This is a genomic window from Pseudomonas sp. CAM1A (genome assembly GCF_047501685.1).
Classification (GTDB): domain Bacteria; phylum Pseudomonadota; class Gammaproteobacteria; order Pseudomonadales; family Pseudomonadaceae; genus Aquipseudomonas.
In genome coordinates this window covers 189,899-203,941 of sequence record NZ_JBFNXP010000010.1, presented here as the reverse complement: position 1 = coordinate 203,941, position 14,043 = coordinate 189,899, and the positions used below count along the sequence as shown (strand labels likewise).

13 protein-coding genes are annotated in these 14,043 nt (G+C 67.1%); 11 read left to right on the top strand and 2 right to left on the bottom strand.

From position 1 onward, the window contains the following. Window positions 1-628 precede the first annotated feature (628 nt). The 10 genes from ABZO33_RS21860 to ABZO33_RS21815 all read left to right on the top strand — a co-directional run bounded on the left by ABZO33_RS21860 (window position 629) and on the right by ABZO33_RS21815 (window position 10,688). Entirely contained in the window at window positions 629-1,237 is a 609-nt protein-coding gene (locus ABZO33_RS21860; protein WP_414537755.1) for a transposase, read from the top strand. A 65-nt stretch (window positions 1,238-1,302) separates the two neighbouring features. Then, window positions 1,303-2,853 carry a ShlB/FhaC/HecB family hemolysin secretion/activation protein gene (locus ABZO33_RS21855; RefSeq protein ID WP_414537747.1) on the top strand — a complete coding sequence of 517 codons (1,551 nt, stop codon included), beginning with the start codon at window positions 1,303-1,305 and terminating at the stop codon, window positions 2,851-2,853. Window positions 2,854-2,886: 33 nt separating this feature from the next. Further along, on the top strand, window positions 2,887-4,692 hold the full coding sequence (locus tag ABZO33_RS21850; protein ID WP_414537746.1) for a DUF2341 domain-containing protein: 1,806 nt from the start codon (window positions 2,887-2,889) through the stop codon (window positions 4,690-4,692). 10 nt (window positions 4,693-4,702) lie between these two features. Then, entirely contained in the window at window positions 4,703-5,128 is a 426-nt protein-coding gene (locus tag ABZO33_RS21845; protein WP_414537745.1) for an ExbD/TolR family protein, read from the top strand. Window positions 5,129-5,136: 8 nt separating this feature from the next. Further along, a complete protein-coding gene (locus ABZO33_RS21840) occupies window positions 5,137-5,811 on the top strand; it encodes an energy transducer TonB (RefSeq protein WP_414537744.1) in 675 nt (224 codons plus the stop codon). A 38-nt stretch (window positions 5,812-5,849) separates the two neighbouring features. Beyond that, entirely contained in the window at window positions 5,850-7,547 is a 1,698-nt protein-coding gene (locus ABZO33_RS21835; RefSeq protein WP_414537743.1) for a putative porin, read from the top strand. A 15-nt stretch (window positions 7,548-7,562) separates the two neighbouring features. Beyond that, on the top strand, window positions 7,563-8,210 hold the full coding sequence (locus ABZO33_RS21830) for a DNA repair protein (RefSeq protein ID WP_414537742.1): 648 nt from the start codon (window positions 7,563-7,565) through the stop codon (window positions 8,208-8,210). 28 nt (window positions 8,211-8,238) lie between these two features. Further along, window positions 8,239-8,715: a YbjN domain-containing protein gene (locus ABZO33_RS21825; RefSeq protein ID WP_038706233.1), complete on the top strand. Its 477-nt coding sequence runs from the start codon at window positions 8,239-8,241 to the stop codon at window positions 8,713-8,715. Next, a complete protein-coding gene (locus ABZO33_RS21820; RefSeq protein WP_414537741.1) occupies window positions 8,712-9,668 on the top strand; it encodes a peptidylprolyl isomerase in 957 nt (318 codons plus the stop codon). Before ABZO33_RS21825 ends, ABZO33_RS21820 begins: the two co-directional genes overlap by 4 nt. A gap of 57 nt (window positions 9,669-9,725) precedes the next feature. Beyond that, window positions 9,726-10,688: a LysR substrate-binding domain-containing protein gene (locus tag ABZO33_RS21815; RefSeq protein ID WP_414537740.1), complete on the top strand. Its 963-nt coding sequence runs from the start codon at window positions 9,726-9,728 to the stop codon at window positions 10,686-10,688. Between the two features lie 175 nt (window positions 10,689-10,863). Here the strand turns inward: ABZO33_RS21815 and alkB are convergent, their stop codons facing one another. Then, on the bottom strand, window positions 10,864-11,508 hold the full coding sequence (gene alkB, locus ABZO33_RS21810; RefSeq protein ID WP_414537739.1) for a DNA oxidative demethylase AlkB: 645 nt from the start codon (window positions 11,506-11,508) through the stop codon (window positions 10,864-10,866). An 81-nt stretch (window positions 11,509-11,589) separates the two neighbouring features. Then, window positions 11,590-13,680, bottom strand: coding sequence for a TonB-dependent siderophore receptor (locus tag ABZO33_RS21805; protein ID WP_414537738.1), 2,091 nt, complete (start codon window positions 13,678-13,680; stop codon window positions 11,590-11,592). A 135-nt stretch (window positions 13,681-13,815) separates the two neighbouring features. On the opposite strand from ABZO33_RS21805, the gene ykgO reads away from it, so the two are divergent. After that, complete coding sequence (ykgO, locus tag ABZO33_RS21800) at window positions 13,816-13,962, top strand: type B 50S ribosomal protein L36 (RefSeq protein ID WP_023632134.1); 147 nt, start codon at window positions 13,816-13,818, stop codon at window positions 13,960-13,962. Window positions 13,963-14,043 lie beyond the last annotated feature (81 nt).

Here is a 14,043-nt window from a genome sequence, read left to right as displayed (position 1 = left end):
ATTCATTTACGATGTCGACGCGCACTCACCTTTTCGCCCTTACGGCGAGTCACTTTTTGTCAAACGCGACAAAAAGTAACCAAAAAACGCTGCGCTCCATTCATCCGGCCCTCCGCTTCGCTCCGGGTCCCCTCACTCCGGCCTTGCTCCCGGGAGGACCGCGCTGAACGCCCCATCCTGGGGCGCAGCGCTTGACGGGCATGGATGCCCGTCAAGCGCCGATCAGGCCATGGATGGCCCGTCGGCGCGTCCTCCCGGAGCGAGTCCGGAGCGAGGGAACCCCGTAGCGAAGCGAAGGGGCCGTATGAACGGAGCCGAACGGTTTTGCCTACTTTTGTCAAGACAAAAGTAGGTCGCCGTAAAGGCGAAAAGGTGACTATATGTCGACATCTCCTACGAATGCGCCAACAAAAATCAAAACAATCACTCCCGACCCCGACCCCGACCCCGACCCCGACCCCGACCCCGACCCCGACCCCCTCGAAAACCACCCCCCTGATGAACCTTTCATGACAAAACTTCGGTAGCAATCCGCCACCCCCGTCAAAGCCATGGACACCAACAAGGCACCTGGCCATCAGGCCGATCAAGCCTTGAGAACCGGCCTGGGAGCGGGGCAATGGGCACTATGGAACGCTACACGAAAGTGGGAATGCAGGAGCTCGACCAGCGTCTGGCCAAGATCGTCGAGGCCGCACGCAAGCAGCCCGTCTCGGTCTACCGCTACGGCGCCCCCTGGGTATGGATCGTCTCCCAGGACGACTGGCAGGGCGCCCTGCGCGAGGTGGCCAGCTGCGTGCCGCCCGGCCATTCGCTGGCGCTGCTCAAGCCACGCATCGACGCCTTGCTGGACGCGCACCAGAGCGCGCTGGCGCTGCTGGCCGAACAGCAGGGCATGATCATCGCCCCGCGCACGCTGATGCACGTGCTGCTGCTGCAACTGCTGTATTCGGTGCCCAGCGAGAAGCAGCTTTACGAGCAACTCAACTACAACCTGCTGTTCCGCTGGTTCACCGGCCTGGAGCTGAAATCGCGGGTGTGGAACTTCAGCCTGTTCAGCCATGACCTCGGCGTGCTGCTGGGCAGTGCCATGGCCGTTTCCCTGCTGCAGCGCATGGTCGACGAAGTGCTCGGCGCGAGCCTGCAGGCCATGCCCGAGTTCAGCCTCAACCTGGCCCTGTTGCACAGCTGGCTGGCCCGCCACCAAGGCCAGCCCGCACCCAGCGACAACCACTAGAAACCCAACGAATTCCTGGCGCTCAAGGGGGCGGTGTGGAGCATTTTTTCTTCAAGCGATGCGGCATGGGCGCAGGTGCGCTGCTGTGCCTGCTGGCGGTCGAGGTGACCGCAGACGAGGCGCAGCGCCGGGTCGAGATCAACGAGTACGTGGTGCGCGGCAACACCGTGCTCGACGCCCAGGCCATCGAAGAGGCGGTCTATCCCTACCTGGGCCCGGACAAGACCCTGGCCGACCTCGAAGGCGCCCGCGAGGCGTTGCAGAAAAGCTATCAGGCCCGGGGCTACCAATCGGTGTTCGTCGAACTGCCAGAGCAGAAGGTCGAAGGCGGCGTGGTCTACCTGCAGGTCAGCGAAACCAAGGTCGGCCGCGTGCGAGTGGTGGGTGCCAAGCATTACTCGCCGCTGGAGATCCGGGAGCAGGTTCCGGCGTTGGAGGAGGGCAAGGTGCCCGACTTCGCCCAGGTACAGGACGAGCTGGCCACCCTCAACCGTGCCCCGGGGCGGCAGGTCATGCCGCTGGTGCGCGAAGGCCAGCGCCCGGGCACCATGGACGTCGACCTGCAGGTCGAAGACAAGCAGCCCTGGAACCTGAGCCTGGGCCTGAACAACGACCACAGCGCCGACACCGAGAAGCTGCGCAGTGTCGTCAGCCTGGGCTACAACAACCTCTGGCAGGCCGGCCACAGCGTCTCGCTGACCTGGTTCACCGCGCCGCAGGACCGTGACAACGCCGAGGTCTGGTCCGGGTCCTACGCCGCGCCGCTGAACGAGCGCTGGACCGTGCAGTTCTCCGGCTACCACTCCGACAGCAACGTCGCCACGGTGGGCGGCACCAATGTGCTGGGCAAAGGCCATTCCTACGGCGTTTCGGCGATCTACAACCTGCCGGGTGTCGGCGCCTGGGCCAACGCCCTGTCGATCGGCGTGGACTTCAAGGACTTCGACGAGCAGGTCGGCCTGGGCGGCAGCAGTGACAAGGTCCCGCTCAAGTACGCCCCGTTCACCCTGGGCTATACCGGCTACCGCTTCACCGAACAGGACCAGCTGAGCCTCGGCCTGAGCCTGGTGGCCGGGACGCGCAGCCTGCTGGGCTACGGCAGCGACGATAGCGAGTTCGATTACAAGCGTTACCGCGCCGACTCCAGCTTCGCCGCGCTCAAGGGCGACGGCAGCTACACCTTCGACTTCGCCGGCGCCTGGCAGAGCGCCTCCAAGCTGGCCTTCCAGCTGGCCTCGGGGCCGCTGGTGTCGAACGAGCAGTTCGCCGCCGGTGGCGCCTCCTCGGTGCGCGGCTATCTCGCCGCCGAACGTACCGGGGACGACGGCCTGCTGTTCTCCCAGGAACTGCGCACCCCGTCCATTGGCCGCTACGTCGGCAGTTACATCAGCGATTGGCGCTTCTACCTGTTCGCCGAGGGCGCCCAGTTGCGCCTGCAGGACGCGCTGCCCGAGCAGGACGACAGCTACAGCCTGGCCAGCGTCGGCGTCGGCACCCGCGCCACGCTCAATGACTGGCTGTCCGGCAGCGTCGACTGGGCCGTGCCGCTCAAGGACGGCCCCAACACCGACAAGAACGCTTCCCGCGTGCACTTCAGCGTGCAGGCGACTTTCTGAATTCACTGACCGGCATCGACCTGGAGACCTCCCATGCAACGCCTGATATTGACCTTGCTGCTGTGCCTGGGCTTCGCCCTGCCGGGCAGCGCCAGCGCCTGGTGGCAGGACGACTGGATGTACCGCAAGCAGATCGCCGTGGACACCACGCCCCAGGGCGCCGGCCTGACCCAGGCACTGGGCCGCACCGCGCTGCTGGTGCGCCTGCACACCGGCAACTTCAGCTTCGACGGCGTCAGCGAGACCGGTGCGGACATCCGCTTCGTCGCTGCCGACGACAAGACTGTGCTCAACCACCATGTCGAGCAGTTCGATCCCCTGATGGGCATGGCGCTGATCTGGGTCGACGTACCCCGTATAGAAGCGGGCCAGCGCCAGGACCTGTGGATGTACTACGGCAATCCCAAGGCCCAGGCACCTGCTGGCCAGCCGAGCTTCGACGCCGACTACACCGCGCTCTACCACTTCGACGGCGCCACCGCTCGTGACGCCAGCCCTTATGGCAACCAGCTGCAAGGGCCGACGGTCAGCGTCGATGGTGTGATTGGCCGGGCCATCCAGCTCGGTGGCCAGGGCCTGCAACTGCCGGCCAGCGCCTCGCTACAGTTGCCGGTAGGTGCGGCGTTTACCTTCAGCACTTGGCTGCGCCAGGACCAGGCAGTGGGCGAGCAGTTGCTGCTGGCCCGTCGCGAGGCCGGCCACAGCCTGCTGCTGGGCCTGGCCCAGGGCGTGCCTTTCATCGAGGTCGACGGCCAGCGCGCCAGCGCCAATCAGGCCGTGAGCGCCGGTCAGTGGCAACACCTGGCTCTGGTGGGCGAGGGCAGCAACCTGAGCCTGTTGCTCGAAGGCCAACCGGTGGCGCGCCTGGCCGCCAGCCTGTCTGCCTTCAGCGGTACCATCGGCGTCGGCGGCGACCTGCCAGCGGCCGAAGGCGAGGCGGCCAGTCACTTCGCGCAGTTCGTGGGTGCCCTTGACGAACTGCGCCTATCCCGCGTCGCCCGCAGCCAGGCCAGCCTGCAGGCCGACGTGCTGGCCCAGGGTGCCGAGTCGCGCCTGGTGGTCTATGGCGTCGACGAGGAACAATCCGGCTTCGGTTTCGGCGGCCTGGGCTTCCTGCTCAAGGCGGTGCCGGTGGACGCCTGGGTAATCATCGCTGTCCTGGTGCTGATGATGGTGCAGTCGTGGGTGATCATGCTGCGTAAGCAGCGCACCCTCAATCGCGTCACCGCCGCCAACACCCGCTTCCGCGAGCGTTTTGCCACGGTCGGCACGCGCCTGGAGCAGTTCGCCGATGATCAGGACCTGCATGCACGGCTGACCGACGCCTCGCTGTGGCGCCTGTACCTGGTGGCGGTGCAGGAGCTGCGGACCCGCCGCGCCCAGGGCGCCGACACCAGTGAAGTGTCCGCCGCCACCATCGAGGCCATCCGCTGCTCCATGGACGGCGTGCGCACCCGCGAGAATCAGGCGCTGTCGTCGAAGCTGTCGACCCTGTCCAATGCCATCGCCGGCGGCCCCTACATCGGCCTGCTCGGCACGGTGCTGGGGATCATGGTGGTGTTCCTCGGCACCGCCATGGCCGGCGACGTCAACATCAACGCCATCGCCCCGGGCATGGCCGCGGCGCTGCTGGCCACCGCCATGGGCCTGTTCGTCGCCATCCCCGCGCTGTTCGGCTACAACCGCCTGACCACGCGCAACCGCGAAGTCAGCGCCGACATGCGGGTGTTCGTCGACGAGTTCATCACCCGCCTGGCCGAGCTGCACGGCGAGGGCCAGGCCGGTGAAGCGGCGCAGCGCCCGGCCGGGCGCAGTATCAACCCGTCGGTTCCGGCGTGAGGGCGCAGCCATGGCATCCGTGAACAACGCCCATGACGACGACGCCGACGCCGCGGTCGACAGCATCAACATCACCCCGCTGGTGGACGTGCTGATGGTGGTGCTGGTGATGTTCATCCTCACCGCCACCGCGCAGGTCTCCGGGATCCAGGTGCAACTGCCCAAGGCCAGCGCCACGGTGTCGCTGGCCCAGCCCAAGACCAAGGCGATCTCGATCAACGACGCCGGCCAGCTGTTCCTCGATGCCTACCCGGTGACGCTGCAGGAGCTGGAGGACCGCCTGCGCAGCGAAAAGGCGCGCAACCCGGACTTCCCGTTGATCGTGCGTGGTGACGCGGGTGTGCAGTACCAGAAAGTGGTCGAGGTGCTCGACCTGCTGCGCCGTCTCGAACTGGCCCAGGTCGGGCTGGTCACCGGCAAGCCGAACCAGGGGTGAGGGCAGGCATGGAACCTAAAGCCAACTTCCGCCGCCTGCTGACCTGGGCCGTGCTCGCCGTCGCCGGCGCGGGCCTGGCCTGGCTGCTGTGGCAGTGGGCCAACGACATGGCTGGGGTGCGCCGCGAGGCGCCCAAGGTGCCGGCGATCATCCCGCTGCCGCCGCCTCCGCCGCCGCCCCCGCCCGAGCCGCCCAAGGAGCCTGAACCGCCGGTCGAGGAAAAGATCGTCGAGCCGCAACCGGTGCCCGAGGCCGAGGAGGTCAAGCCCGCCGAGGACGCGCCGGACCCGGCCCAGGACCTGGCCGACCCCATGCAGATGGACGGCGACGCCCAAGCGGGCGGCGACAGCTTCAACGTCGGGGCCGGCAAGGGCGGCGGCATGGCCGGTGGCGGCGCTGGCGGCCTGGGCAGCGGCACCTACAGCCAGTACCTGGCCTATGCCTTCCAGCGCCTGCTGCGCGACAACCCCGAGCTGCGCAACCTGGTGTTCAACCTGCAGGCCGAGATCTGGCTCAGCGCCGCCGGCGAGATCACCCGGGTCGAGCTGCTGCGCGGCAGCGGCGAGCCGGAGGTGGATGCCCAGGTGCTCGCCGCCCTGCGCGGCGCCCGCGCCCTCGACCAGCGTCCGCCCGCCAACCTGACCTTGCCGGTGAAGATCGCCCTGCAGGGGCGCCGGCCATGAACAACGAAGCACGACTGACCCACAGGAGCTGCAAACCCATGAAGTGCCCAGTCAACCGATTGACCCTGGCGCTCGGCCTGCTGGCCGCCGCCACCGCGGTCGGTCCGGCCGTCGCCCACGCCGCGCCGTCGGAGAACGCGACCGTCAACCTGATCCGCCTGCTGGTGGAGCAGGGCGTGCTCAAGCAGGACAAGGCCGACGCGCTGATCGCCCAGGCCGAGCGCGAGGCCCAGCAGGCGCGGGCTGTCAGCGCCGCGCCGATTGTCGCCCAGGCCCCCACGGCCAACGGCGAGGTGCGCGTGCAGTATGTGCCGGCCATCGTCCGCCAGCAGATCCGCGACGAGATCAAGGCCGAGGTGATGAACACCGCCAAGCAGGAAAACTGGGCCGCGCCCAACACCTTTCCCGACTGGGCCTCGCGCATCAGCTTCGACGGCGACCTGCGCCTGCGCTACGAGTCGCGCGGCTACGCCGACGGCAACAGCAACGAGATCGTCGACTTCGCCAAGCTCAACGACAAGGGCCCGTACGACGTCAACGCCAACAGCGGCTCGAGCCTGCCGCCGCTGCTCAACACCCGCGAGGACCGCGACAGCCTCCTGCGCCTGCGTGCGCGCTTCGGCCTCAAGGCCCAGCTGGCGGACAACTGGGTGGCCGGCATCCGCGTCGCCACCGGCTCCAACAACAACCCGGTGTCGACCACCCAGAACCTCGGTGGCGGCTTCGGCAAGAAGGACATCTGGCTCGACCAGGGCTATGTCACCTGGACGCCCAGCGAGCGGCTGACGTTGACCGGCGGGCGCATCGCCAACCCGTTCATGTCCACCGATATCCTCTATTCCCACGACCTCAACTTCGATGGCGTGGCGGCGATCTTCGACCAGCCGCTGAACCGCGACCTCAGCCTGTTCGGCACCGTCGGCGCGTTCCCTGTGCAGTACAGCGACGACAGCGCCAGCAGCAACGGCCTGGACAAGGAGGACAGCGACAACAAGTGGCTCTACGGCGCACAGTTGGGCGCGAAATGGGCGCTCAACGACCATCACCGCCTCAAGGGCGCGATGGCCTACTACCGCTTCGACGACATCGCCGGCGAGCGCTCCAGCCCCTGCGCGCCCTGGGATGGCCAGCCGGCCTGCGACAGCGACGAAACCCGGCCGACCTTCATGCAGAAGGGCAACACGGTGTTCCTGCTGCGCGATATCACGCCCAATCCGGCCAACCCGGCGGCCACGCCGCAGCCGCAGTTCGTCGGCATCGCCTCGGAGTTCGAGCTGCTCGACCTGAACCTGGTGTGGGACGCTGACCTGCCCCATGACTTCAAGCTGCGCAGCCAGGCCAACTACATCCACAACCTGGCCTACGACGAGGGCGACATGCGCAAGCGTTCGGCCGGGCAGTTGGCCAACAACGTCGACGAGAACGGCAACATCAAGAGCGGCGGCGACGCCTGGATGTTGCAGTTCACCCTGGGCAACGCCCTGGACATGCGCAAGGCCGGCGACTGGAACCTGTTCGCCGGTTACAAGCGCATCGAGCCTGACGCGCTGCCGGACGGGTTCAACGACTCGAGCTTCCACCTCGGCGGCACCAACGCCAAGGGCTATTTCCTCGGTGGCAACTACGGCCTGGCCGACAACGTCTACGCTACAGCCCGTTGGTTGAGCAGCGAGGCAGTCTACGGCGCGCCGTTTGACATCGATGTGCTACAACTTGAAGTCAACACGCGGTTCTAGGGAAGGAGCACGGGCATGAACAAGGGAGTCTATCGCCATCGTTGCGCCTGGTTGATGCTGGCGCTGGGCGCAAGCCTGGCCGCCTCGGCATCGGCCGAAACCCTCGAAGAGCGCCTGCGCACCCAGTTGCGCAGCACCACGCAACAGCTGCAGGCCCTGCAGAGCGAGCAGGCCCAGGCCAGCGCCGCTCGCCAGGCGGCGGAGCAGCAGCGCGACGCGGCCCTGGGCCAGGTGCGCGAACTGACCGCGCAACTGGCCAAGGTGCGCGGCCACAGCGAACAGCTCGCCGGCCAGCAGCAGGCCGTGCACAGCCAGGCCCAGGCGCTGGTGGCCAGCAGCAACGAACAACTGCACAAGTACAAGCAGGCCTACGACGAACTGCTGGGCATGGCGCGTGCCAAGGAAAGCGAGCGTGCCGGCCTGCAGACACAATTGGCCGAGCGCGATGGCCAGGTGCAGCAGTGTCAGGCGCGCAACCAGCAGATGTACGGGGTGGCCAAGGAGATGCTGGCCGCCTACGAGAAGGTCGATATCGCCGATGTGATGAAGATGCGCCAGCCGTTTGCCGGCTCGGCCCGGGTCCGCTTCGAGGAGCTGGCCCAGGCCTATGGCGACAGACTCTACGAAAGCCAGTTCGACGCCCCGACGGGCGTGCCCCAGTGACGATTTCTCAACGCAAGGAAGTAAGCACATGACCGAAGTCACCCTGATCGAAACCGTTAGCGCCGACTCCCTGACCAAGCTGCTGCAGGATGCCGGCTGCCGGGTCAATCGCACCGAGCAGAATGCCGTGGTGCAGTTGCTCAGCGCCAGCCAGGGCGTGGGTTACGCCGTACGTTTCGGCAACCGGGCGCTGAACCAGGAAGGCGAGTTTCTCGATTTCACCTTCAGTTGCGCGCTGCGTATCCAGGGCGAGCTGCCTGCGGGCCTGGCCGAGCGCTGGAACGCCACGCGGCGTTTCGCCCGCCTGTCGGTGCAGGGCGAGTTCCTGGTGATGGAAAAGGACGTGGTGGTTGCCGACGGCGTCAGCGAGAAACACCTGCTTGGCAGCCTGTTGCTGTGGGATCGCCTGCTGCAGGAGTTCATCGTCTACCTGCGCGACTACAGCCGCAATGTCGCCGAAACGGCGCCCGAGCAGGTGGCCAGCGATGCGGTGAGCGCTTCGTGACGGCGCGAACCCTGTGGGCCGGCGCTGGCGCGCTGGCCGTTGTCGCGGTGGCGGTCGCCCTGGCCTTGCGCCCGGGCGACGAGCCGGTGGCGGCGGCGCGCCCGGCTTCGCCCGCCACCCTGGTGGCCACCGATAACGGCCCGGTGCTGGCGCGCCTGGGCGAGCAGCAAGTGGGCAGCGGCGAGCTCAAGGCGCTGTTCGCCCAGTTGCCCGAAGAGTCGCGCGCCAGCCTGCGCGGTGACCGGCCGGCACTGGAGGCCTGGATCCGCGCCCGCTTGGCGGAAAAGGCCCTGTACCAGCAGGCCGAGGCCCAAGGCTGGTTGCAGCGTCCGGAGATCCAGGTGCAGACCCGTGCGGCCACCGAGCAGATCGTCCTGCGCGACTACCTCGATTCGGTAAGCAAGGTACCCGACGACTACCCCAGCGAGGCCGAGCTCAAGCAGGCCTACGAGGCAGGCAAGGCTGGGTTGCAGCTGCCGACACGCTATCGCCTGAGCCAGATCTTCCTGCGGGTGGAGAACCCCAAGGATGACGAGGCCGTGCGCAAGCAGGCCGCAGCCCTGGCCAAGCAGGCCCAGGCCGCGGATGCGGACTTTGGCGCATTGGCCCGCGAGCATTCGCAGGATGCCGGCACCGCCGCCAACGGCGGGGATACCGGCCTGCAGGCCTTGGCGCAACTGTTGCCGGAGGTGCGCGGGGTGGTGCCGAAACTCAAGGTGGGCAGCGTCAGCGAACCGGTGCAGAGCGCGGCGGGCTATCACATCATCAAGCTGGTGGAACAACAGCCGGCCCGGGCGGCGACCTTCGACGAGGTGGCCCCGCGCCTGCGCCAGGTGCTGCGTGCCCAGCGCCAGGAGCAGGTGGCCAAGGCCTATGTTGAGGGCATGTTCGACACAGCCACCCTCAGCATCGACGGCGCGGCGCTCAACCAGGTGCTGGAAAGCAGCCGCTAGTCGCCAACAAACAAGGATGAAGCGGGCCTGCCCAGGCGGGCCCGCGGGAGGCGAGGGATGCCTATCGATCTGTCCCGGGGGCGAGCCCCGGATACCAGCGTGCCCGTCGTTCGCCCCCAGGTGCCGCTGGCCCTGGACGAACAGACCCTGAACTGTTTCCTGGTCACCGCGCGCTGTGGTTGTTTCATGCAGGCGGCGCGGCGCCTCAACCTCAAGCCGGTGGCCCTGCGCAAGCGCCTGGCGGCGCTGGAGGCACGCCTGGGCTATAGCCTGTTCGTCAACCGCAACAACAACCCGGTGCTCAGCCAGCAGGGCGAGCGCCTGCAGCAGGTGCTCCAGGCCCGCGAACCGGTGCTGCCACCGCCGCGGGAAGCCAGCGCCAGCGTGCGCCTGGCCGTGGCCGAACCCCTGCTGCAGGACCTGCTGGGGCGCAACCTGATCAACTTCGTGCGCCAGCATGCTGGAATGCGCTTAGAGGTAGCCACGCTCGATGGCCGCCAGGTACCCGAGCAGGCCGCGGATGTGGCGTTATGGCTGGGCGACCTCGACCAGGGCGCCCGCAGCGGCTGCTTTGCCGACACCAGCGCCGAAGCCCTGGCCACTCTCGAGTACCTGCCGCATATCGCCAAGCGCTATGCCCGCGAGGCCAACCGCCCGACCAGCCTGGCGCACCTGCAGGACTACATGCTGGTGCAATGGCAAGGGGAAGTCGGCGTGCAGGCGCTGACGCCCTGGCAGGCGCTGTTGAACGCCCGCTCGGCCGGCGTGACGCAGATCCAGGACTACGAGATGTACTGCCAGCTGATCAAGTGCAGCGCCAGTGTCGGCTTGCTGCCGCACTACGCGGCGCATCTGGATCGTGGCCTGCTGGCCTTGCCGGGGATGTTCCGCGAGCCGATGCGCCGGCGCGTGTGGCTGGCGGTCGATGGGCGCACCGAAGCCGACCCGTTGGTGCAGGTGATGGTAGGGGCGATCCGGGCCGCGTTCGAGGAGCGCCGGGAATGGTTTGCCGGCCGTTAGGGGCAGCCGGCCGTTAGGGTCTGTACGAAAAGTGTCTGCGCGAAGGCCAGACAAGGCGAAACGGGGGGAGGAACGGCCGGGGTCGCGCCCGACTGTACTGGAGTACATGAGCATTCCGAGCCCCGTTTCAACGCAGTATGGGCGAGTGCAGATACATTTCGTACAGAGCCTAGGGTCAGCCGGCCTTGCGCAGCGTGAGGTTGATCCGCCGTTCGCCCATGCGCGGATGCACGCCAGGCTTGATCGGCAGCACGCCATGAAAGCGCAGGCGGTCTTCGCCGCCCCACACCAGCACGTCACCGTGGTTCAGCGGGATGCGCCGGGTACGGTCCGAGCGCTGCAGCCCGCCGAACAGGAACACTGCAGGCAGGCCCAGCGAGATCGAGACGATCGGATGGGCGTAGTCCTGCTCGTCGCGGTCCTGATGCAGGCTCAGGCGGGTACCCGGCAGGTAGTGGTTGATCAGGCAGGCGTCCGCAACGAAACCTTCGAAACCGGCCTGGGCCGCGGCGCGGCTGGCCAGCTCGACCAGCACCCGGGGCAGGGCGGGCCAGGGCTTGCCACTGGCCGGGTCGGTGGCGGAGTAACGGTAGCCGCTTGCGTCGCTGACCCAACCCAGCGCGCCGCAATTGCTCAGCGCCACGGCCATGCGCAGGCCGCCGGGGGTCTGCATGTGGCGAAACGGCGCCGCGCGCAGCACCGGGCGCAAGGCATCGAGCAGGGGCTCGAGCTCCGCCAGGGCGAAACCTGGCAGCAGCGTGGTGTGCGCGGCCAGCTGCTGGGGGTGTGCGTCGAACAGATCGAGATCGGACTGGATCATGCCAGGGGCTGCTTGGGTGGTGTCCGCACAGTGTATCGCGATGCCCCGGTATGTGGGGCATCGCGAGCCACTGCGCCGGCCTCAGAGGCTGAGCGTCAGGCTGACGCTGACATTGCGCGGCTCCCCCGGCAGCACCCATGAACTGTTGTAAGAGCGCTCGTAGTACTTACGATCGAACAGGTTGTTGAGGTTCAGGCCCACGGTGACCTGCTCGCTGGCCTTGTAGTGCGCCAGCAGGTCGACCGTGCTGTACGCGGGCAGGGTGAAGGCGCTGCCGGCCTGCCCGGAGCGCTCGCCGACATAGTTGACCGCCGCGCCCAGGTCCGAGCCGCGCAGGGCGCCATTCTGGAACTCATACACGCCCATCACGCTGCCACTGTTGCGGGCAATGCCCAGCAGGTCGCTGCCCTTGGGCAGGCTGGCATCGCCCTTGGTGACTTCTGCATCGATATAGGCATAGGCGCCGATCACCCGCACCGCCTCGCTGAGCTGGCCGCTGAACTGCAGGTCCAGGCCCTGGCTGCGCGCCTTGCCGGCCGCGATGCTCTCGCCGAGGGCATCGGTGGTGATGACGTTCTCCTTGTCGATATGGAACAGCGCAACCGTGGCGCCCAGGCGGCTGTCGAACAGGTCGAGCTTCAGGCCGGTCTCGTAGCCGATGCCTTTCTCGGGCTTGTACACCTGCCCTTGGGTGCCGATGGTGTTGGGCTTGAACGAGGTCGAGGCGTTGGCGAACACGCCGACCTGCGGCGTCAGCTGGTACAGCAGGCCGACGCGGGGCGTGGCGACATCCTTGGCCTGGCTGTTGCTGATGCCGCTGCTGCGGTTCTGCGAGGTCTGCTCGATGCGCTCCAGGCGTACCCCGAGCAGGCCGCGCAGGCGTTCGCTGAAGGCGATCTGGTCCTGCAGGTTGAGGGCATGGCTCTCGGTGCGTTCGAAGAAGTCATTGGCGCGGGTGAGGGCCGGCTTGGGTTTGCCGTATACCGGGTTGCGAATGTCCAGGCCGTAGCTGGCCAGGGTCGCGCTCTGCGGGTACTTCTGGCTGTTGCGGTAGTTCTCGTACTCCAGGCCGATCAGGCTTTGGTGCTGCCAGCCGAGCAGCTCGAACTGGCCGTGCAGTTCGGCTTGGGTGATGTTGTCGTTCCACTCGAAGTCGCGCTCGCGGTAAAAGCGCGTGAGGGTGTTGCCGACCAGGGCCTGGGGCTCGGAGCTGTTGCCCTTCAGCGTGCCCTGGGTGTAGTGGTTGGCCAGGCGCAGCTTCCAGTTGTCGTCGAGGAAGTGCTCCAGGGCCAGGTCGACGGTCTGGTTGTCGTTGCGGATCTTGCCGTCGTTGGGCTCGCCCATGAACGCCGAGCGCGGCACCGCGCCCATCTGGCCATTGACCGCCGGGATGCCACGGTCGAACACCGACTCGGTGCGGGAGAACTCGGTGTCCAGCAGCAGGCGGGTGTCGGGCGACAGCTGCCAGCTCAGCGACGGGCTGACGATCCGGCGCTCGCTGTTGACGTGATCGCGGAAGCTGCCGTTGTCCTCCACCGCCAGGTTGACCCGGCCCAGCAGGTTGCCTTGGCTGTCCAGCGGCGCGTTGGCGTCCAGCGTGCCGCGGTAGCGGTCCCAACTGCCGGCGCTCAGGTTCACGGTGCTGAACGTCTCGGCCTGGGGGCGTTTGCTGACGATGTTGACCAGGCCGCCGGGATCGCCGCGGCCGTAGAGGCTCGCGGCCGGGCCCTTGAGCACCTCGATGCGCTCGATGCTGGAGGTGTCGGGTGCGCTGTAGCTGCCGCGGTTGACGGCGAAGCCGTTCTTGTACAGCTCCCCCGTGGTGAAGCCGCGCACGCTGTAGTTGAGAAAGGTCAGGCCGCCGAAGTTGTTCTGCCGCGACACGCCGCCGGCAAAGTCCAGGGCGCGGTCGATGCGGGTGGTGTTGAGGTCCTTGAGTACCTGAGCCGGCACCACTTCGATGCTCTGCGGGGTGTCGCGGATATCGGTGTCGGTGCGCGTGGCGGTGGCCGAGCGGGTAGCCCGATAACCCTGGACCGGGCCGTCGGCGCGCTCTTCGAGGTAGGCGTCGGTGATCGAGGTTTCATCCAGTACCAGGGGTTGGGCCGCAGCGAGCGGTTGGCCGAACAGGCCCAGGGTCAGGCCGGCCAGAAGGGGAGCGCGAGGGTTCAAGGGGGTTCTCCATTAAATACGTAATAACATTACATTAACGATCAAGCCATCGCCAGAGAAAGGTGCGCGCAAGGGTGGTTGCGCGATGGGAATGATTTGCGTTAACGTTATGTTATTACGTATCAGGAGATTCCCATGCAAGTACTGTCCTCACTCAAGCAGGCCAAGCGCCGTCATCGTGACTGCCAGGTGGTCAAGCGCCGGGGGCGGATCTATGTGATCTGCAAGTCCAACCCGCGGTTCAAGGCCAGGCAGGGCGGGGTGAAGAAAAAGCGCGGGTAGCAGGTGGCCTGGCTGCACCCAACCAGGTCCGGATCGCGAGTTGCAAGCATCACCAGCGTGGGAGCGGGCTAGCCCCGCGAT

Coding starts and splice junctions, on each gene's coding strand:
- ABZO33_RS21860 (WP_414537755.1), top strand. CDS start 629: ATGGAACGCTACACGAAAGTGGGAATGCAGGAGCTCGACCAGCGTCTG.
- ABZO33_RS21855 (WP_414537747.1), top strand. CDS start 1,303: ATGGGCGCAGGTGCGCTGCTGTGCCTGCTGGCGGTCGAGGTGACCGCA.
- ABZO33_RS21850 (WP_414537746.1), top strand. CDS start 2,887: ATGCAACGCCTGATATTGACCTTGCTGCTGTGCCTGGGCTTCGCCCTG.
- ABZO33_RS21845 (WP_414537745.1), top strand. CDS start 4,703: ATGGCATCCGTGAACAACGCCCATGACGACGACGCCGACGCCGCGGTC.
- ABZO33_RS21840 (WP_414537744.1), top strand. CDS start 5,137: ATGGAACCTAAAGCCAACTTCCGCCGCCTGCTGACCTGGGCCGTGCTC.
- ABZO33_RS21835 (WP_414537743.1), top strand. CDS start 5,850: ATGAAGTGCCCAGTCAACCGATTGACCCTGGCGCTCGGCCTGCTGGCC.
- ABZO33_RS21830 (WP_414537742.1), top strand. CDS start 7,563: ATGAACAAGGGAGTCTATCGCCATCGTTGCGCCTGGTTGATGCTGGCG.
- ABZO33_RS21825 (WP_038706233.1), top strand. CDS start 8,239: ATGACCGAAGTCACCCTGATCGAAACCGTTAGCGCCGACTCCCTGACC.
- ABZO33_RS21815 (WP_414537740.1), top strand. CDS start 9,726: ATGCCTATCGATCTGTCCCGGGGGCGAGCCCCGGATACCAGCGTGCCC.
- alkB (WP_414537739.1), bottom strand. CDS start 11,508: ATGATCCAGTCCGATCTCGATCTGTTCGACGCACACCCCCAGCAGCTG.
- ykgO (WP_023632134.1), top strand. CDS start 13,816: ATGCAAGTACTGTCCTCACTCAAGCAGGCCAAGCGCCGTCATCGTGAC.